Origin of the sequence: Mesorhizobium sp. M0954, from assembly GCF_040319155.1 — a bacterium.
Lineage (GTDB): Bacteria > Pseudomonadota > Alphaproteobacteria > Rhizobiales > Rhizobiaceae > Mesorhizobium.
Genome location: NZ_JAMYNR010000010.1, coordinates 17,641 through 37,227, shown reverse-complemented (window position 1 = coordinate 37,227; position 19,587 = coordinate 17,641). Strand labels below are relative to the sequence as shown.

Below are 19,587 nucleotides of genomic sequence, written 5' to 3'. Positions count from 1 at the left end.
CCGTTACCAGCGGCGGTCGAGGACACAATGCGTAAGCTGCGCATGAGTTTCGTAACGTTGCATTTCTGCCTGTAACATATTCCAATCACTTGACGATTGCCGGTCAGGGCCTCGCGAGCTAACAGATCGAACAGGGAAAAATCCCGGGAGCGCCGCTGTGACTGCAAAATGGGATTTCTGGATCGACCGCGGCGGCACCTTCACCGATGTCATCGGCCGTGACCCGCAAGGCGCGCTGCACCCGCGCAAGCTGCTGTCCGAGAATCCCGAAGCCTATGCCGACGCTGCCATCCAGGGCATTCGCGATTTGCTCGGCGTCCAACCCGGCGCTCCAATCCCCTCCGCTCTGATCGGCGATGTCAAGATGGGCACCACGGTTGCCACCAATGCGCTTCTCGAGCGCAAGGGCGACCGTGTGCTGCTGCTCATCACCAAAGGCTTCCGCGATGCGCTGAGGATTGCCTATCAGGCCAGGCCAGATATCTTTGCCAAGCAGATCATCCTTCCCGAACAGCTCTATGAGCGCGTCGTCGAGATCGACGAAAGGGTTCGCGCCGACGGCAGTGTCGAGCGCCTGCTCGACATTGCTTCGGTACGCCCGGCTATTGAGCAAGCCAAGGCGGACGGCATCGATGCGGTCGCGATCGTCTTCATGCATGCCTGGAAACATCCCGATCACGAAAAGGCAGTTGCGAAGGTCTGCAGAAAACTCGGATTTTCGCAGGTCTCGGTCAGTCACGAGGTCTCGCCGCTGATCAAGCTGGTCGGCCGCGGCGACACCACCGTGGTCGACGCCTACCTGTCGCCGATCCTGGCTAGGTATGTGCAAAGGGTGGCAAAGGAACTGGGCGTCCTCTCCCCCCTTGAGGGGGAGATGTCGGCGGAGCCGACAGAGGGGGTCGTTGCGGCAGTGCTCGACGCCCCTGTGGTGCCTTCTGACAGGACCCCCTCTGGCCGCTTTGCGGCCATCTCCCCCTCAAGGGGGGAGAGTAGGTCGAACCCAGTCGAGCCGACCCCACCCGGCGGCTTCGCCGCCACCCTCCCCTCAAGGGGGAGGGAAAGCCCTCGCCTCATGTTCATGATGTCGTCGGGCGGCCTCACCGCCGCCGACATGTTCCAGGGCAAGGATGCGCTGTTGTCCGGCCCGGCCGGCGGCGTCGTCGGCATGGTCGAGACGGCAAAACTCGCCGGTTTCGGCAAGGTCATAGGCTTCGACATGGGCGGCACCTCCACCGATGTCGCCCATTACGATGGCGACTACGAGCGCGCCTTCGACACCGAGGTCGCCGGCGTGCGCATCCGCGCGCCGATGATGCGCATCCACACCGTCGCTGCAGGCGGCGGCTCGATCCTGCATTACGAGGCCGGCCGCTTTCGCGCCGGGCCGGATTCGGCCGGCGCCAATCCCGGCCCGGCCGCCTATAGGCGCGGCGGCCCGTTGGCCGTCACTGACGCCAATGTCATGCTGGGCAAGCTGCAGCCCGAGTTCTTCCCGGCTATTTTTGGACCGGGCCAGGACGAACCGCTCGACGTCCAGACGGTTCGCGAAAAATTCGCGGCCCTTGCCGCCGAGATCGGCGACGGCCGCTCCCCGGAAACCGTCGCCGAAGGGTTCATCACCATCGCCGTCGAAAACATGGCCAACGCCATCAAGAAGATTTCGGTGCAGCGCGGCTACGATGTCACCGAATACCTCCTGAACTGCTTCGGCGGCGCCGGCGGCCAGCACGCTTGCCTGGTCGCCGATGCGCTCGGCATGGAGGCGGTGCTGATCCATCCCTTCTCAGGCCTGCTCTCGGCATACGGCATCGGCCTATCCTCTGTATTTGCGTCACGCCAGCAGGCGCTGCTGAAGCCGCTGGCGGACAATTCCGGGCCAGCGATCGATGAACTCATCGCAACGCTGCGCAAAGCCGTCATCGACGAACTCGCCGCGCAAGGCATCAGCGAAGACGCGGTCGTCTCGAGACCGGTGCTGCAGATCCGCTACGACGGCACCGATACCGCGCTGCCTGTGAACTTCGGGCACGGCTCGATTGCGCAGGCCAAGGCGGACTTCGAATCGGCGCACAAGGCACAGTTCGGTTTCGTCTACGACGACAAGCCGATGATCGTTGAGTCGATCGGCGTCGAAGGTACCGATACCGGCGGCACCGGCCGCGACGAAAGCGATTCAGTTGTTGAAGACATGGCCGCAAGTCCTTCCGGGAACCGGAAAATCTTTGTCGACGGCGTCTGGCGCGACGCCGGCATTTTCCCTCGCGAAACGCTGAAGCCTGGTAACAAGATCGCCGGCCCCGCTTTGATCATCGAGCCAAACCAGACCATTGTCGTCGAGCCGGGCTGGCAGGCCGAGATCACCGCCAAGGATCACGTGTTGATGCGGCGCGTCGAGAAGAAGCGCCGACACGCCGCACTCGGCACCGAAGCCGATCCGGTGATGCTGGAGGTCTTCAACAACCTGTTCATGTCGATCGCCGAGCAGATGGGCGTGACGCTGCAGAACACCGCCTATTCGGTCAATATCAAGGAGCGCCTCGACTTCTCCTGTGCCGTCTTCGACCGGAATGGCGCGCTGGTCGCCAACGCGCCGCATATGCCGGTGCATCTCGGCTCGATGGACCGCTCGGTGGAAACCATCATCCGGTTGAACTCCGGCGACATCCATCCCGGCGACGTCTTTGCGCTGAACGCACCTTACAATGGCGGCACCCATCTGCCTGATATCACAGTGGTGACGCCGGTGTTTTCCCTCCCCCTTGAGGGGAGGGTGGCCGCGAAGCGGCCGGGTGGGGTCCTCGCAGAAGGCACCACAAGTGCGTCGAGCACTGCCGCAACGACCCCCTCCGGCGGCTTCGCCGCCACCTCCCCTACAAGGGGGGAGATCGGCCAATCGCCGAAGATCCTCTTCTACGTCGCCTCGCGTGGCCATCATGCCGACATCGGCGGCACCGCGCCCGGCTCGATGACGCCGCTTGCCACAACCGTCGACGAGGAAGGCGTGCTGTTTGACAATTTCCGCATCGTCGATCGCGGCCGGTTCCGCGAGAAGGACCTGGAGACGCTGCTCACCGACCACCCCTACCCGGCGCGCAATCCGCACCAGAACATCGCCGACCTCAAGGCGCAGATCGCCGCGAACGAAAAGGGCGTCGCCGAGCTGCGCAAGATGGTCGCCCATTTCGGCCTCGATGTGGTCGAAGCCTATATGGGCCATGTCCAGGACAATGCCGCCGAAAGCGTGCGCCGCGTTCTGGAGCGGCTGCCCGACAGTTCCGAATACGAATACCCGACCGACACCGGCCAAATGATCAAGGTGAAGATATCGGTCGACCGGCGGAAGCGCGAAGCGACCGTCGACTTCACCGGAACGTCGCCGGTGATGAAGAACAATTTCAATGCGCCAGAGCCGGTCGCCCGAGCCGCTGTGCTTTATGCCTTCCGCGTCATGGTCGAAGACAACATCCCGATGAATGCCGGATGTCTGCGGCCGATCAACATCATCATTCCCGACGGCTCGATGCTGAAACCCGCCTATCCCGCGGCAGTCGTCGCCGGTAATGTCGAGACCTCGCAACACGTCACCAACGCGCTATTCGGCGCCATGGGCGCGATGGCCAATGCGCAGGGCACGATGAACAATCTCACCTTCGGCAACAAGCAGTATCAGTATTACGAGACGATCTGCTCGGGCTCGCCGGCCGGCCGGATGAACGACGGCCGCGGTTTTGCCGGCACCTCCGGCGTCCACACCCATATGACCAATTCGCGCCTGACCGATCCGGAAGTGCTGGAACTGCGTTTCCCGGTATTGCTGGAGGATTTTCATATCCGCGAAGGCTCCGGCGGCGAAGGCAAATGGAATGCCGGCGACGGCACCAGGCGCACCATCCGCTTCCTCGAAAAAATGGAATGCGCCATCCTGTCCTCGCATCGCAACCGCCCGCCGCGGGGACTGGACGGAGGCGGCGATGGCGAGGCCGGTTCGACCAAGGTCCGCCGCAAGACCGGCGCGATCGAGACGCTGAAAGCCTGCGATCAGACCATCCTCGACGCCGGCGAGGCGGTCATCGTGACGACGCCGACCCCAGGTGGATTTGGCAAGGCCTGAACTCGCGTCAACAGGTTGTCACTGGCCTGTCATCACCCTGCGCTACCCGCTTGCGGCAAAGCAAACGGGGAATCGCCTTGCCATGACGGACATTTCTGGAGAACTGGTTTTTCGCCGCGGCAAGGAAGTCGGCAAGGCCGTCTACCAGAACCGCCCGCTGTCGAAAGCCGGCATCTCCGAGCGCCTGTTCGCCTTCCTGTTCTCCGGCCTCGTCTATCCGCAGATCTGGGAAGACCCCGAAATCGACATGGACGCGATGCAGCTCGGGACGGGCCACCGCATCGTCACCATTGCCTCCGGCGGCTGTAACATCCTTGCCTATCTCACCCGCTCGCCGGAAAGGATCGATGCCGTCGACCTCAACGCTGCCCATATCGCGCTGAACCGCATGAAGCTCGAAGCCGTCCGTCACCTGCCCTCGCAGGGCGACCTGTTCCGTTTCTTCGGCGCGGCTGAGACCGGGCACAATTCACAGGCCTACGATCGCTTCATCGCACCGCATCTCGACCCGGTCAGCCGCCATTATTGGGAGCGCCGCAACTGGCGCGGCCGTCGCCGCATCGCTGTGTTCGACCGCAATTTCTACCAGACCGGCCTGCTTGGCCTGTTCATCGCCATAGGCCACCGCACGGCAAAATTCTTCGGCGTCGACCCGGCCGGCATCATGGACGCCAAGAGCATCGCCGATCAGCGCCGCTTCTTTGACGAAGAGCTGGCGCCGGTCTTCGAAAAACCGCTGCTGAAATGGGCGACCTCGCGAAAAGCCTCGCTGTTCGGCCTCGGCATTCCGCCGGCCCAGTACGATTCGCTGATCACCTCGGGTGACGGCACCATGGCCAGCGTGCTGAAGGCACGACTGGAAAAGCTCGCCTGCGATTTTCCGCTGAAGACCAATTATTTCGCCTGGCAGGCTTTCGCCCGCCGCTACCCTGATCCGGGCGAGGCCGCCCTGCCCGCCTATCTCGAAAAGTGCAACTACAAGACGATCCGCAACAATGTCGATCGCGTTGCCATCCACCACGCCAATCTGATCGAGTTCCTTGCCGGCAAGGATGCCGGCTCGGTGGATCGCTTCGTGCTGCTCGATGCACAGGACTGGATGACCGACCACCAGCTCAACGGGTTGTGGGCCGAGATCACCCGAACCGCCTCAACCGGCGCCCGCGTCATCTTCCGCACCGCAGCGGAACCCAGCCTGCTGCCCGGCCGCGTCTCGAATTCGCTGCTCGACCAGTGGCGCTACGAGAACGACGCTTCGCGCGAGTTTTCGGAGCGCGACCGCTCGGCCATCTATGGTGGCTTCCATCTCTATGTGAAGCGGTCCTGATGAGCACGACCGACTTGCCGGCCAGCCATGCCGAGCTGATGGACGGCGTCTACCGCTGGCAGCGTCATATCTACGACCTGACCCGCAAATACTATCTGCTCGGCCGCGACCGGCTTATCGCCGGACTGGATGTGCCGGCCGGCGGCACCGTGCTCGAGCTCGGCTGCGGCACCGGCCGCAACATCATCCTCGCCGCCCGCCGCTATCCCGCCGCGCGCTTCTTCGGCCTCGATATTTCGGCCGAGATGCTGGAGACGGCCACTGCCGCCCTCGCGCGCGAAGGCCTCTCCGGCCGCGTCACGCTGGCGCGCGGCGACGCCACGGATTTCGACGCGAAAGCACTGTTCGGCGTCAAAAGTTTCGACCGCATTTTTGTCTCGTATTCGCTGTCGATGATTCCCGGCTGGGAGAAGACAGTGTTCGCGGCTCTTGCTGCCCTGTCACCGGGCGGCTCGCTGCACGTCGTCGATTTCGGCCAGCAGGAGGCCCTGCCCGGCTGGTTCCGCACGCTGCTGCGCGGCTGGTTGAGAAAATTCCATGTCCAGCCGCGTGAAACCCTGCGCGACGTTCTGGAATCGGAATCTGCGAGAGTTGGTGCAAGCCTTCGATTCAGAACACTTTATCGCGGCTACAGCTGGCTCGCCGTGATCAAGATCGCCATCTAATATCAATTTTGGCGTGGAAGGTTTTGGGGCTCCAATCCTAAATGGGGGCCGTGGCTGAAATCAGTTAATTGGCTAAATCACACATTGCCATGTGACCCAATGAGTGGTACATTATCTCCTCGCCGGAAGCATGGGATGATCATCGGATTTAGAGATGGATGGCTGCGGGCTTTCTTCGTGGACGACACCCATTCCCGCAATATTCCATCCGATCTCGAAAGCCGTTTGTTCCGCAAGCTCCAGATGATTGACGACGCGGCGATCGATCAGGATTTGCGTGTGCCGCCGAGCAACCATTTCGAGAAGTTGCGCGGCAATCTCGAAGGCTTCCATTCGATCCGTGTCGACAAACAATGGCGGCTGGTCTTCCGCTGGGACGGGGGCCGGGGCGAGGCGTCGGACATCTATCTCGACGACCACAGTTATATATAAGTGAGGTGAGACATGTTGATGACCGCACGCAAGCCAGCAACGGTTGGCGAAATTCTTACGGAAGAATTCATGCAACCACTCGGCCTGACACAGGCGGCTTTGGCCGAAGCTATGAGCGTCCAGCGCAAGCATGTGAACGAATTGTGCAACGGCCGCCGCAACGTGACGGCGGCTACCGCGCTCATTCTGGCGCGGGTGTTTGGCAACAGCCCGGATTTCTGGTTGAACGTCCAGCGCCGTAATGATCTTTGGACGGTTATGAACTCACCCGACGAGCGGGCGCGTGTTGATCGCGCCAAGCCTTTGGCGACAGCCGCATAGACAAGACTGCGACCGCCGCATTCCTCAGTGTAGCGCCTTGACCAGCCCCGCCACCATCACCTGCGGCCGATAGCCGAGCCTGGCCGGCGTCAGCCCGAGCCGCACCACAACCAGCTGCTCCGAGGGGATGATGGCAACCGTTTGCCCATCATGCCCCTCCATCCAATAGGTGTCCTTGGGCAGGCCGGCGGTAGTGCCGGCGCCGGGGTTTTCTTCGTCGCCCGGTCCTTCTATCCATAATTGCCCCTTGCCGTAGACTTTCGAGGCAGTTGCCGGTTCCCGCATCCAGTCGACGAAGCCGGCGGGCAGCATCTCCTTGCCGTTCCAGACGCCGCCCTGCAGCAGGAACTGGCCGAAGCGCGCCCAGTCGCGTGCCGTGGCGTAGAGGTAGGACGAGCCGACGAAGGTGCCGTGCTCGTCGGCCTCCAGCACTGCACTCTGCATGCCGAGCGGATAGAACAGCGCGGTCCTAGGCCACGCCAGTGCCTTGTCCTTGTCGCCGATCGCGTCCTGCCACAATCGGGACAGCATCACCGCCGTGCCGCTCGAATAGGAAAACACCTTGCCGACCTCGCCGGTCAGCGGCTTGGATCCGGCAAAGCCCGCCATGTCCGGTTCGAGATAGAGCATGCGCGTTACGTCGGCGACGTCGCCGTAATCCTCGTTGAATTCCAGCCCGCTCGACATCGCCATCATATCGGCGAGGCTGATCACGGCGCGGCCATCTCCCTTCCAGGGACCGAACAGACCCTGGTTGGTCATCGCCAGCTTGCCCTCCTTCACCAGCGTGCCGACGATCGCCGCATTCACCGTCTTGGTCATTGACCAGCCCAATAGCGGCGTCTTTTCGGAAAAGCCGTCGCCATAGCGCTCAGCGACGATGCGGCCGTTCTTGACCACCACCACCGCCCGCATGCCGGCGCCGGTCATGGCTGGATCGTCGAGGACTTTCGCGACATCGGGATCCTGCGAGGCATCGGCCTTGTCGCCCTCCGGCCAGATCAGATCGGGCAGCGGCGCCGGCGTCGGTGCAGCTCCGGCGACAGCCTTGGCGGCGGCAATATCGCCGTCGGGAACCGAGGCGCAGCCGAGCCCGTCGCGGGCGACCGCGACACTTTTGCCGAGCGCGCCGAACAGGCCCGCCGAAACCGTTCCCTTCTCCTTGTCCACCGACACTCTCATCAGCTTCAGCAGCGGATGACCCGGCGCCTGCACATCGACGGCGAGCACGTCGTTGGCGTCTCGCCCGGCGATGAAGACGTTCGAGCAGACGATCTTGGCGGCATAGCCGGAACCGACGCGGATCAGTTCCGGCGGCGCGAAATACAGCCAGCCGGCGAGTATCGCAGCGGCCAGCACAGCCAGGCCGAGCAGCCATTTGACGAACTTCAGGAGGATCTGCATTTTTTCGAATTCCCCTGAGCGCGATCTATGTCATCGATTTGCCGCCATTGTTTCGGCAAAATCGCGGCTCTTGTCGAGCGCCGTCAACCGAATATCAACCATGATCGGCGATCACAGGTGCATGTCGCCCAGAAGTGCGCAGCGGTTTTGGGACAACGACATGCATAGACAAAAGAGCTAAGCGCGTCGAAGCGACGCGCTTGGGACAGACCGGGCGATCCTGTGGGGTGACCGTCCGGCGGGGCTTGAATGCATGCGTCCCAAAACTGCGTAACGGTTTGGGAATGCATGAAACGAAGATCCAGGTGCGTCGCGTAAGTCGGTTTCAGACACGCTGCGCCCGGTCGAGGGGCACCCGCGGAAAGACCCATCAGCGGCCGGCTGAAACCGGCTCGGGAAGTAGCGATGCGCCGTTTCGCGGTTCTCATCACGCTGACGCTGCTTGGTGCCTGCTCGACGGTCGAGGATCTGACGCCATCGCTGTCGTCGTCCAGCGCCTCGATGGTTGCGGTACGCGCGCCGCGTTTTGCCGATTCCGACCCGCATGAATGGGACAGCGGCGCACCGTGGAGCTATGCCGTCCACGGCACCGACGTTTCCAAATACCAGACCTCGATCGACTGGCCGGCGGCCAGGGCCAGCGGCATTTCCTTCGCCTTCATCAAGGCAACCGAGGGCGGAGACCGGTTCGATGAAGCTTTCAGCGAGCATTGGAGCCGCACCAAGGCCTCGGGCATTCCCCGCGCCGCCTATCACTTCTTCTACTTTTGCACGCCGGCCGCTACCCAGGCGCGCTGGTTCATCCAGAACGTGCCCAAAGACAGCTCGGCGATGCCGCCGGTTCTCGACATGGAATGGAACCCGAAATCGCCGACCTGTAAGCTGCGGCCCGATCCGGCCACGGTACGCAGCGAGATGAGCACGTTCCTCGAAATCGTCGAAAAATACTACGGCAAGAAGCCAATCATCTACACGTCTGTCGATTTCTTCGAAGATAACGGTTTATCGGGCTTCCGCAATTACCCCTACTGGCTGCGCTCCGTCGCCGGGCACCCGCGCCAGAAATACGGCAGCCATCCCTTCACCTTCTGGCAGTATACCGGAACGGGTGTCGTGCCGGGCATGGCCGGAAACGCCGACATCAGCGTCTTCAACGGCTCCGAAGCCGCGTGGAAGAAGTGGTTGCGGCAGAACACCCGTTGACACCAGGCCTGCCGCCTGCTTTTCGACACAGCCAACGACGAATGCCTGCAACCGCCGGTAATCTTCTTGGAAGGATAGCGATGCGATTGCGCTTTGGACTTCTCGCGGCGCTGCTCCTGACCGCCGTGCCGGCCGCGGCACAGCAATGCGGCGGGGATTTCGAGTCATGGAAGCACGGCGTGGCGGCGGAGGCCAGGGCGGCCGGCGTCGGCGCTGCCGGCCTTGATGCGCTGGAAAACGCCACCCTCGATGAGAAGGCGTTGGCACGCGACCGCGCCCAGGGCGTCTTCACCCAGACCTTCATCGAATTCTCGAACCGCATGATCTCGTCCCATCGGCTGAAGCAAGGTGCGGCCAATCTGCAAAAATATGCCGAGGTCTTTGTCCGCGCCGATCGCGAATACGGCGTGCAGGCGCCGGTCATCGCCGCCTTCTGGGCCCTGGAGACCGATTTTGGCGCCGTGCAGGGCGATTTTCATACGCTGAACGCGCTGGTGAGCCTCTCGCATGACTGCCGCCGTCCGCAGCTGTTCCGGCCGCAGATCGTGCCGCTGCTGATGTTGATCGATCGCGGCGTGGTGCCGGCCGACGTCACCGGTGCCTGGGCCGGCGAGATCGGCCAGACCCAGATGTTGCCTTCCGACTATCTCGGCCACGGCGTCGACGGCGACGGCGACGGCCTGGTCGACCTGCGCGGCAGCGCGCCGGACGTGATCATGAGCACGGCCAGCAAGATCCAGTCGCGCGGCTGGAAGCGCGACCAGCCCTGGATCGAGGAAGTCCGTGTGCCTGACGATTTGCCGTGGGAGCAGACGGGACGCACCAACAAGCTGCCGTTGACGCAATGGAGCCAGTGGGGCGTTACCAGGCCCGACGGTACGCCGCTTCTCGACAACGGCCTGAAGGCCGGCCTGGCGCTGCCCATGGGTCGCAAGGGGCCAGCCTTTCTGACCTACGACAATTTCGACGTCTATCTCGAGTGGAACCAGTCCTTCACCTATGCCCTGACCGCGGCAAATCTTGCCGCCCGACTGGGGGGCGCGCCGCGATTCGATCCGCGCAACCCCGAACCCGGCCTCGACGCCGACCAGATGAAGGCGCTACAGACCAAGCTCGAGGCGAAAGGCTATGACGTCGGCACCGTCGACGGCATCCTGGGCACCAACACCCGCGAAGCGATCCGCAAGGAGCAGAAGCGGCTGGGCCTGCCGGTCGACGGCTGGCCGACGCCGGAGCTGCTGGCGAGACTGTGAATGGTGAATGGTGAATGGTGAAAAGAATAGCACCGGAGCCGCATTGAGCACCAGAATTACCACTATTCATTTATTCACTATTCACTATTCACCATTCACCATTCACTATTCCACCATCCACTAATCCGCCATCGTCTCCAGGCTGGCGAACCCCTGCGGCGCATCGCCTTCGTCGAACGGCGTCGCCACCTCGACGAATGTGTCGGGATAGAAGCCGTTGAACCGTGTTCTGAGCGACAGCGAATAGGCGCCGATATGGCCGATCTCGATCCAGTCGCCGGTATCGACTGTCTCGGGCAGCCAGAACGGCCGCGACAATATGTCGACGGAATCGCAGGTCGCGCCACAGACCTTGAACGGCACGATGGTCTTGTCCTCGCCATTGCGCGAGCGGATCGCCGGATCGGGGATGAAGCGTGCCGGCAGCGTGATCTTGCCGGTCCATGAATCCGACAGCGATGCCCAGATGCCGTCATTGATGTAGAGCCTTTTGCCCTTGCGCAGCAGCACGCGCACGATCAGCGACAGGCAGCGCGCCACGATCACCCGGCCGGGCTCAGCCACCAGCGGCAACTGGTCGAACTGGTACTCCTGGAGGTCGCCCGACAGCCGCGACATGATCTGGCCGAGCGACGGCATTTCCGGCTTGCGGCTGTTCGGATCATGACCGTATTCGGCGGGAAAGCCGCCGCCGACATCGAGCCCGGCAACGTCGAAGCCGACGCGGTTGCGCACCCAGTCGGCGGAGGCCAGCGCCCGCTCATAGGTGTCGGGATCCTCGATCTGGCTGCCGACGTGAAAGCACAGCCCGACCTTGTAGCCCGTCCGGTTCAGCCGTTCGGCCAGTTCGACCGCATTGGCCGGTCCGGCGCCGAACTTCTTCGACAGTTCGTAGGCCGCCGAGCCTTTCGTCTGGATGCGCACGAACACGGTGATGGCGCCCGGATCGATGTCGAGCGCCCGCACCACCCTGGTCAGCTTGGTGACCTCGTCCTCATGGTCGAGCGAAATGACGCGGATGGCGTATTTTTCCAGCGCCAGCCTGATGTCCGACTGCGCCTTCACGGGGTGCATGTAGAGCATCTCGGCGTCCGGCGAGACGGCGCGCACGGCGGCGAATTCGCCGGGCGAGGCCACATCGAAGGCACCGACGCCGGCCTCGACCAGGGCGTTGAGCACGATCTGCTCGCCATTGGTCTTGACCGCATAGGCGGTCTTGCCGGGAAACATGCCCATGAACTGTTTGGCGTCCGCCTTCAGCACCTGCGGGCGGAAGCAATAGATCGGATCGTCCGGGCGAAGCGCCAGCGCTGCCTCGCGGGCATTTTCGAATCGCTGCATGGACGAATCCCTTGACTGAGGCTGCGCACAATTAATCCAAGCTAGCGGCTAATGAAAACAATTCTATGTCTCGCCGCCCTGGCTTCGCGGCGCTACGCCGGTGCTGCACGCCGGTTATGAGCGAGCTAGGCCATCGCTCAGGTTTCGGGTGGCCCTTGCGGCCGGATCGGGTATGGCGTGAACAGACGCCTGAAGAGGAAGGCATCTCGTCTGGGAGGACGACCAATGGCGATAGCTGCCACCACCACGATGCGCGGTCCGATGGTGCTCAAGGACTGGGCGCAGCTTCTGCTGCTCGGCGCCATCTGGGGCGGCTCGTTCTTCTTTGCCCGTATTGCGGTAGCGGAACTTCCGCCGCTGGTGCTGGTGCTGTTCCGCGTCACCATAGCTGCGATCGCGTTGCAGCTCTATCTTGCGGTCCGAGGCCCGTCGTTTCGCCTCGCCTTGCCGCATGCCGGCCTGTTCTTCCTGCTGGCGCTCGCCAACAACGTCATCCCTTTCTCGCTGATCTTTGCCGGCCAGACCAAGCTTGGCGCCGGTGTCGCCTCGGTGCTCAATTCGACGACGCCGTTCTGGACGCTGATCCTCGCCAACGCCCTGACCAGCGACGAAAAGCTGTCGTGGAACAAGCTTGCCGGCATCGCCCTCGGTATCGCGGGAACGGCGGTGATGATCGGCCCCGGCCTCGTCGCCGGGCTCGGCGGTCCGGTCTGGGCGAAATTCGCGCTCATCGGAGCATCGCTATCCTATGCGGTTGCGCTGATGATCGCCCGCCGCTTCAAGGGTGTGCCGTCACCGGTCATTGCCACCGGCCAATTGACCTGCTCGACCATCATTATGATCCCGGTCGTTCTGTTCACCTATGATGCCGCCAATCTGTTTTCGGCCTCGCCGCCGGTCTGGGCGGCGGTGCTGGCACTGGCGCTGCTGTCGACGGCCTTCGCCTACATCCTCTATTTCAATCTCGTCGCCTCGGCCGGCGCCACCAACGCCTCGCTGGTCACGCTGATCGTGCCGGCCAGTGCCATCCTGCTCGGTTTCCTGTTCCTGGGCGAGCGGCTCGAACTGTTCGAACTCGGCGGCATGGCGCTGATCGCCCTCGGCCTCGTCACCATCGACGGTCGCCTGTTCGGGCGGCGTTAGAGATGGCGCAGCGAAGTTGTCGCTCCCGATCGTGCGCTATATGGGCGTGATCGCGGGAACAGATGAACCCTGCCATTCCAGACGCCAGATACCGCCTTGCCTGAGATTCTGAACGAGATCGGGAAGGAAGGCGGCAAGGCAGGTCCCGCCGACATGTCTCACGGAAGGATACACAAGACCGGTCGCGGCGTCTTGCTTGCGGAGTTGCTTCGCCAGCGCCTGACCGGCAGGATAGGCTAAGGCGGTATCCGGATCGAGCACCGGGTCCTTGCTGAACTCAGCACCGCGCAGATCGTGAAACGAGCCTATGAAGTCGGCAACGAGCTCCGCGTAGTCGGTGACGTTTTCAAACCGTTCGATTGCGGCAAGCTCGCGCGTCAGATGAAAAGAGACCTCGCCGAGCGCGGTTTCCGCATCGAACCCACAGTACCAGACGCCCCTGGCATCATCGTTGAAACGATTGCCGCCCGGACGGGTGTAAGCGAAAGCCGCATTGATGAAGGTGTAGCCCGGCCTCCCGAAAACCAGTTCGCGCGGATCGAGGTCGGGCAATCCCCCTTGCTGCGCCTGAAGACGGCCGCTGGTGGCCCCTTCGAGCTCCGCAAGGTCCTCCAAATCTCCATGATTCCTGGCCAACGGCATCAGGACCGGTTCCTTGAGCCTGCCTGTCGAAATCAGCCGGATCGTGTCGCGCTGGGAAATGTCAGCGCGCGGCGGGATCTGCATTCAAAGTCCACCGCGCAAAGCGTCGATGTGTTGGCGAACCTGCAGCAGCTTCGGAATGCCGCCCTCGATCATCACGTCCAGGGGGCGCCGGCCACCATAAAGCGGCCCTTTGTTCGGCAACCGCACCCATTCATCGGCAAGCGCTTCGGAGAACAGAAGCCGCAGTCCCTTGAAGATGCCGATCAGGGCGCTGATGCGTGTCAGCGAATCCTGGGAGAGAACGCCCTCCCACTCGCCTTTCTTCATGCGGAACCAGGTTCTCTCCGACACGTCGCCGATCAAGGTACAGATCTCGGTGCTGGTCAGATGCCAGATGTCTGCGAGCCTGACGATGCCGGCAACAGCCGCTGGCGTGAGCCGCGCCCGTGCCGAGGCATCCGCCAGATTTGCCGGCAAAGCCTGATTTGCAGGATCGCGAACCGCATAACCGACACTCATTCCGGCCTCCATCACTTGGCAGACAATATACTGCCAATTGGCAGAAAATTCAAGTCCTGGCTATCTCACAACGCTGCCGGTTGCCCACCGCATTCGTATAGCGTGCGTATAGCGTGCAGCATCCGGTTGGATGCGCAAAGGATGCGTCGAATCTTCAGTCGTTCCGAAAATCGATTCCGATTTCCGCCGCGGTAGCGCTGCCATTCTCGCTGCTGCCACGGCTTTGCCACAAATTATTCACAGGTCCCGGGCCGGCTTTTGACAAAGAGTTTCAATGCCTAACGGCAAACGGCAGGTCGCAAATTCCACAATCTCGTCGCATTGCAGCAAAGTTTCTGCTTGCCTGTGGCACAAATGACCCTAGACTCTCGCCATAGCTCTTTAAGAGGAGGCTATGACATGGGACTGACGAGGCCGATCAACGCATTGATGATTTGTGCTGCGTTTGCATTCATCGGCGCCCTCATTATGGGCGTCCTTCCATAAGGCCGCTGAGCGGGGGAAGACCAGCACCGAATACTCCAAACCATTTGAAAAGGCCGGGCATTTTGCCCGGCCTTTTGCATTCCCCCGATCTTTGACATTTCAAAAAGGAGCTTGCCGCCTTACGCCGCGGCTGATCCCGCCGCCTCGACTTCGTGCGACCTGATGCCGATCATGTGGCAGATGGCGAAGACCAGATCGGCTCGGTTCATCGTGTAGAAGTGGAAATCGCCGACGCCGCGCTCGACAAGGTCCAGCACCTGCTCGGCGGCCACGGCAGATGCCACCAGCGCATGCGTTTGCGGATCGTTCTGCAGCCCATCGAAACGCTCGGCCAGCCATGCTGGCACCAAGGCGCCGCACCGCGCCGAGAAGTTGGCGACCTGGGTGAAATTGTGCACCGGCAATATGCCCGGCACGATCGGTATGTAGATGCCGGCCCGCCGTGCCCGCTCGACATAGCGCTCATAGAGATCGTTGTCGAAGAAGAACTGGGTGATCGCCCGCGTCGCTCCGTTGTCGGCCTTGCGCTTCAGCATATCGAAGTCGGTGGCGAAATCCGGGCTTTCCGGATGCTTTTCCGGATAGGCCGAGACCGATATGTCGAAATCGCCGGCGCCCTTCAGCGCATCAACCAGTTCGGCGCCATTGGCATAGCCTTCCGGATGCGGCCGGTAGGCCGCGCCGACGCCCTCGGCCGGATCGCCGCGCAGGGCGACGAAACGCTTGACGCCCATATCGGCGAACTCCCGGATCACCGCATCGACCTCGTGACGCGCCGCATCGACGCAAGTCATGTGCGCCGCCGGCGTCAGCGTCGTTTCATTGAGGATGCGCTTGACGGTGCGGGCCGTCCGCTCGCGGGTCGAACCACCGGCGCCATAGGTGACCGAGACGAATTTCGGCTTGAGCGGCTCAAGCCGGGTGACCGTGTCCCACAGCCTTGCTTCCATCTCATCGTTTTTCGGCGGAAAGAACTCGAACGAAACCCTGACCTTGTCGCCGATGTCGGGGCGGCGGGAGAAGCGGAACTGGTTCATCAGGCGGTTTCCCCTATCGGATACGCATTGGCCGGTTGTCTGTCGTTGGAAGGCTCGGCAATCAGCATGCGCCGATCGCGGCCGAGCCAGAGTTTGACGGTGAGCTTGGCCTCGTTGCCGCCGCGCGGCTCGAATTCCTGGCTGTCCTCGAGGTCGAGGCCGGCCTCGGAAAACCAGTCGCCAATCTGCCGGTCGGAAAAGCCGAGACGCATATGCGCGTGCTCGTCGCGCAAGAACTCCAGCGTGTGCGGCGCGAAATCGACGATCACCAGCCGGCCGGCCGGGCGCAGCAGACGCGCTGCCTCGCGGATGGCGCGGGCGGGATCGTCGAGATAGTGCAGCACCTGATGGATGGTAACGAGATCGAAGGCGTCGCGTTCGACCGGAGGCGCGAAAATGTCGCCCTGGCGCACCTGCGCATTCGAAACGCCGGCCTTGTCGAGATTGGCGCGCGCCACCGTCAGCATCTCGCGCGACATGTCGATGCCGACACCGCGCCGATAGAGCGGCGAAAATATCTCGAGCAGCCGTCCGGTGCCGGTGCCGAGATCGAGCATCGACTGGAACGGCCGCTTGCCGACGAGCTTGATGAGGGCTGCTTCGACGGCGCGATCCGGCACGTGCAGCGAGCGGATATGGTCCCAGCTTGCGGCGTTGACCGAGAAATATTCGGCGGCCCGGTCCTGCCGCTTGCGCTTGACTGCGGCCAGCCGTTCGAGATCACGCTCGACCTGCGGATCGGCGCCGCGGATGCCGGAGACCAGCCTAAGCACGAAATCGCGCGACGCATCGGAATCCGATAGCCGGAAGAACGCCCACGAGCCCTCCTGGTAGCGGCCGATCAGCCCGGCCTCCAGCAGCAATTTCAAATGGCGCGAGACGCGCGGCTGCGACTGGCCGAGGATTTCGGTGAGATCTGAAACGGTCAGATCGCCGCGCGACAGCAGCGCCAATATGCGCAGCCGGCTGGATTCCGCCGCCGCCTTCAATGTATCTACCATCGTGTCGAGAGCGACATGCATGCGAGCATTCTCTTTGAAAAGATATAAACATATGTTTATGTCGGTTTGGATAGGCTTGCAAGCGCTATGTCGCTTCCGGACAAGAAAATGACGCATGCGTGGCGGATCGCGCAAAAACGGACGCATGATCGGGGCGAGAACCATGTTCGAGACGCGCAGCGGCGAAAAGCTCCTGGAAACCGACCCGGCAACGATGCCGCCGGATGGCCATGTCGTCTTCATCGGCCGCATCGCTTCGCCTTGGATCACGCGGGAGACTTGCCCCAAAAACATGAAGGCGGCGCGGGAGACGGAACAGCCGGCGCACTTGGTCATCGACCCGCTTTATCGGGACGGCTTGCTTGGGCTGGAACGCGCCAGCCACGTGATCATCCTGTCCTGGCTGCACCATGCGCCGCGGCAACTGATTGTCCAGAAACCCCGCCATGCGGCTGAACCGAAAGGCGTCTTTTCGCTGCGCTCCCCTGCCCGGCCGAACCCAATTGGGCTGCATGTCGCAAAGCTGGTTGCCGTCGACATCGACACCGGCCGCGTCGATCTCGATGCCATCGACGTGCTCGACGGCACGCCGGTCATCGACATCAAGCCTTATTTCGCCTCGACTGATGCCTTTGCCGATGCGACCATCGCTGGGCGGGACGAGCCAGGGCCGGTGGAGTGATGAGCGCGCCGACCGGCCGCCGCCGCGCTATCGCCAAGGCGCTGACAGCGCTGCTGCCGCTGGCGCCCTATGCCGACATGGAGAAGATCCGTGCCGATGCCGGCGCCGTGCACATGAAGACCTTGCCGCCGAGCATTGCCGTGTGGCTGGCGACAATAGCCCACATCCGCCATATGCACACCGACTACGAAAAGCTGCTGGCCGAAGGCTATGACCGCGATTCCGCGCGCTTCTTCGTCATCGAACAGACCAACAATGTGCTCACCCGCTGGCGCGCCACCCGTCTGCTCGACGATGAGGATGAGGCGTAGAGAATGGCAGGCACACGCGTCGAGTTCTACGGCGCTTCACCGTTGTGATTGGCGAAATTGAAAGGTGACGGCCAATCTCCCCCCTCGTGGGGGAGATGTCCGGCAGGACAGAGGGGGGCGCTGTCCCGCCGACCTCAGGTCGGCAGCATCGGAACTTTCAAAGCCTGAAATAAAAAACCCGCCTCGCGGGCGGGTCGTTGGAGCCCAATTGGCACCATACCCAAATTAGTAGCATAGCTGCCGGCACAAAGCAAGAACAAAATACGCCGTGACTAGAGGTCGCCTTGCCTGGACTAGGCCCGGTAAATCCACTGCTCGGGCACGCGTACCGATATCTCCTCGCCGGCCGCGATCGTGCCGGGCTTCTCGACCCAGGCGACGAGCCCGCGCAACCGCTTCGCCGCCTTCGGGAACAGCAGCGCGCCGGCCTCATGGTCGGCCATCCCGGCATTTTCGGCGACCGATCGCCCGGCGATCCGGCAAGGCCCGTTCTGCGCGTCGACCTTGACGGTCGCGCCGCCTTTGAAGAACAGCAGCGTGCCGGACGGCAGCATGGAGAGGCGCGGCAGGCCTTCGATCAGGAGATTGGCGCCGATCCATTCCGGCTTGATCTCGGCGATGCCCATCCGTTCGGCGACGATTGCCAGTTCGTCCGCAGCCACGATCGACAATTGCCGTTCGTTGCGCATCTCGGTGCCGCGCCGATACCAGGGTTCCCGCCCGCCGGAGCGCCGCGTCGTGCCGGCATGGAAATCGCCGTCGATGCCGTCGAAACCGAGTTGCAGCGTATCCACCGCTCGTGTCTCAAAACGATCGAATGATGCGAGATAGAGCGCCGCCACCCTGGCGGCGAGTTTTCGCGACGGGACGATCTCGACCGGAGTTTCGGCTTCGGGAAACATATCCGGCATTGGTTTCATTCCTAGCTGCCGGATGCAGTTAGCCGAAGTCGATTCATAGGGTCCAGTCGAAAGCGTTGATGCTCCAATCAAGACGGCTGATACGGGTCGGCACCACCAGCGTCCTGGTTGAATCAGCCTCGTGCAAAGCGTGCCGCATTGCTGCCGCGCTGCATCGGTTGATAATATCGATCAGGTCAAGCCCGCGGAGGTTTATCATGCATCCCGCATCGGCAATCGCACAGCTCTGGCTGCTCTGGGTGGTTTCATGGGCCGCGGCCGCCTTCTGGGCCGACCGGGCCGAAAAACGCGCCGGCTTCGGGGTGGAGCTTCCATCCCGCGCCGTCATGGTGCTCGGCACGATCCTGCTCTTCATCCCGGCGCACGGTTATGCCGGCCCGCTGAGGCTTTGGACGCCGAACCTTGCCGAAGCGTGGATCTGCGTGGCGCTGATTGCCGCCGGTCTGGCATTTGCCTGGTGGGCGCGGCTGCATCTTGGCCGCCTGTGGTCGGCCACGGTCACCGCCAAGGCCGCGCATCGCGTCGTCGACACCGGCCCTTACCGGCTGGTCCGCCACCCGATCTATACCGGCCTGCTTCTGGCGATCCTCGCCACCATGGCGGCGAAAGGCACTGTCTGGGGCGTTGCCGGCGCCATCCTCATCACCGTCGGCATCGTCATGAAGGCAAGGCTGGAGGAGCGTTTTCTGCGCGGTGAACTGGGTAGCGCTTACGACGACTATGCCAGGCGCGTTCCGATGCTGGTGCCGTTCGCGCCGGGCTAATGCATGTCGCCCAAAAGCATGC

The 19,587-nt window shown here is 62.7% G+C and carries 18 protein-coding genes; 11 read left to right on the top strand and 7 right to left on the bottom strand.

Annotated elements, in window-relative coordinates:
• The first annotated feature begins 157 nt into the window (after positions 1-157).
• The 5 genes from NKH93_RS15550 (at position 158) to NKH93_RS15530 (ending at position 6,856) form a co-directional block, all read left to right on the top strand.
• Entirely contained in the window at positions 158-4,111 is a 3,954-nt protein-coding gene (locus NKH93_RS15550; RefSeq protein ID WP_352919563.1) for a hydantoinase B/oxoprolinase family protein, read from the top strand.
• A gap of 82 nt (positions 4,112-4,193) precedes the next feature.
• Positions 4,194-5,438 (top strand): BtaA family protein, encoded by a 1,245-nt coding sequence (locus tag NKH93_RS15545; RefSeq protein ID WP_352919565.1) that lies wholly within the window; start codon positions 4,194-4,196, stop codon positions 5,436-5,438.
• Positions 5,438-6,103: a class I SAM-dependent methyltransferase gene (locus tag NKH93_RS15540; RefSeq protein WP_352919567.1), complete on the top strand. Its 666-nt coding sequence runs from the start codon at positions 5,438-5,440 to the stop codon at positions 6,101-6,103. Before NKH93_RS15545 ends, NKH93_RS15540 begins: the two co-directional genes overlap by 1 nt.
• A 135-nt stretch (positions 6,104-6,238) precedes the next feature.
• Entirely contained in the window at positions 6,239-6,535 is a 297-nt protein-coding gene (locus NKH93_RS15535; RefSeq protein ID WP_352919570.1) for a type II toxin-antitoxin system RelE/ParE family toxin, read from the top strand.
• 12 nt (positions 6,536-6,547) lie between these two features.
• Positions 6,548-6,856, top strand: a complete 309-nt coding sequence (locus NKH93_RS15530; protein ID WP_352453138.1) for a HigA family addiction module antitoxin — start codon at positions 6,548-6,550, stop codon at positions 6,854-6,856.
• A gap of 24 nt (positions 6,857-6,880) precedes the next feature.
• Here the strand turns inward: NKH93_RS15530 and NKH93_RS15525 are convergent, their stop codons facing one another.
• Positions 6,881-8,260, bottom strand: coding sequence for a serine hydrolase domain-containing protein (locus NKH93_RS15525; protein WP_352919573.1), 1,380 nt, complete (start codon positions 8,258-8,260; stop codon positions 6,881-6,883).
• 405 nt (positions 8,261-8,665) lie between these two features.
• Between NKH93_RS15525 and NKH93_RS15520 the strand changes: the two genes are divergently transcribed.
• Both NKH93_RS15520 and NKH93_RS15515 read left to right on the top strand, forming a co-directional pair.
• A complete protein-coding gene (locus tag NKH93_RS15520; protein ID WP_502896455.1) occupies positions 8,666-9,463 on the top strand; it encodes a glycoside hydrolase family 25 protein in 798 nt (265 codons plus the stop codon).
• An 80-nt stretch (positions 9,464-9,543) separates the two neighbouring features.
• Positions 9,544-10,716: a lytic murein transglycosylase gene (locus NKH93_RS15515; RefSeq protein WP_352471540.1), complete on the top strand. Its 1,173-nt coding sequence runs from the start codon at positions 9,544-9,546 to the stop codon at positions 10,714-10,716.
• Positions 10,717-10,836: 120 nt separating this feature from the next.
• Here the strand turns inward: NKH93_RS15515 and NKH93_RS15510 are convergent, their stop codons facing one another.
• Positions 10,837-12,057 (bottom strand): alanine racemase, encoded by a 1,221-nt coding sequence (locus NKH93_RS15510; RefSeq protein WP_352919576.1) that lies wholly within the window; start codon positions 12,055-12,057, stop codon positions 10,837-10,839.
• A gap of 225 nt (positions 12,058-12,282) precedes the next feature.
• On the opposite strand from NKH93_RS15510, the gene NKH93_RS15505 reads away from it, so the two are divergent.
• Positions 12,283-13,200 (top strand): DMT family transporter, encoded by a 918-nt coding sequence (locus NKH93_RS15505; RefSeq protein WP_352767723.1) that lies wholly within the window; start codon positions 12,283-12,285, stop codon positions 13,198-13,200.
• A 36-nt stretch (positions 13,201-13,236) separates the two neighbouring features.
• Here NKH93_RS15505 and NKH93_RS15500 read toward each other — a convergent pair whose 3' ends face one another.
• From NKH93_RS15500 to NKH93_RS15485, 4 genes are all read right to left on the bottom strand, one after another.
• On the bottom strand, positions 13,237-13,752 hold the full coding sequence (locus NKH93_RS15500) for an RES family NAD+ phosphorylase (protein WP_352970819.1): 516 nt from the start codon (positions 13,750-13,752) through the stop codon (positions 13,237-13,239).
• Positions 13,753-13,926: 174 nt separating this feature from the next.
• Positions 13,927-14,364: an antitoxin Xre/MbcA/ParS toxin-binding domain-containing protein gene (locus NKH93_RS15495; protein ID WP_352501077.1), complete on the bottom strand. Its 438-nt coding sequence runs from the start codon at positions 14,362-14,364 to the stop codon at positions 13,927-13,929.
• A gap of 605 nt (positions 14,365-14,969) precedes the next feature.
• A complete protein-coding gene (gene metF / locus NKH93_RS15490; protein ID WP_023676795.1) occupies positions 14,970-15,887 on the bottom strand; it encodes a methylenetetrahydrofolate reductase [NAD(P)H] in 918 nt (305 codons plus the stop codon).
• Positions 15,887-16,909, bottom strand: a complete 1,023-nt coding sequence (locus NKH93_RS15485) for an ArsR/SmtB family transcription factor (RefSeq protein WP_352501078.1) — start codon at positions 16,907-16,909, stop codon at positions 15,887-15,889. The genes metF and NKH93_RS15485 overlap by 1 nt, the downstream gene beginning before the upstream one ends.
• Positions 16,910-17,051: 142 nt before the next feature.
• On the opposite strand from NKH93_RS15485, the gene tsaA reads away from it, so the two are divergent.
• Together tsaA and NKH93_RS15475 are read left to right on the top strand one after the other, a co-directional pair.
• Positions 17,052-17,570, top strand: a complete 519-nt coding sequence (tsaA, locus tag NKH93_RS15480) for a tRNA (N6-threonylcarbamoyladenosine(37)-N6)-methyltransferase TrmO (protein ID WP_352769080.1) — start codon at positions 17,052-17,054, stop codon at positions 17,568-17,570.
• Positions 17,570-17,881, top strand: coding sequence for a DUF2293 domain-containing protein (locus tag NKH93_RS15475; RefSeq protein WP_352769083.1), 312 nt, complete (start codon positions 17,570-17,572; stop codon positions 17,879-17,881). The genes tsaA and NKH93_RS15475 overlap by 1 nt, the downstream gene beginning before the upstream one ends.
• A gap of 293 nt (positions 17,882-18,174) precedes the next feature.
• Here the strand turns inward: NKH93_RS15475 and NKH93_RS15470 are convergent, their stop codons facing one another.
• The gene (locus NKH93_RS15470; protein WP_352681828.1) at positions 18,175-18,792 is read right to left on the bottom strand and encodes an MOSC domain-containing protein; all 618 of its coding nucleotides are present in this window, start codon (positions 18,790-18,792) and stop codon (positions 18,175-18,177) included.
• A 206-nt stretch (positions 18,793-18,998) separates the two neighbouring features.
• On the opposite strand from NKH93_RS15470, the gene NKH93_RS15465 reads away from it, so the two are divergent.
• A complete protein-coding gene (locus tag NKH93_RS15465; protein WP_352471529.1) occupies positions 18,999-19,565 on the top strand; it encodes a methyltransferase family protein in 567 nt (188 codons plus the stop codon).
• The last annotated feature ends 22 nt before the right edge of the window (positions 19,566-19,587 follow it).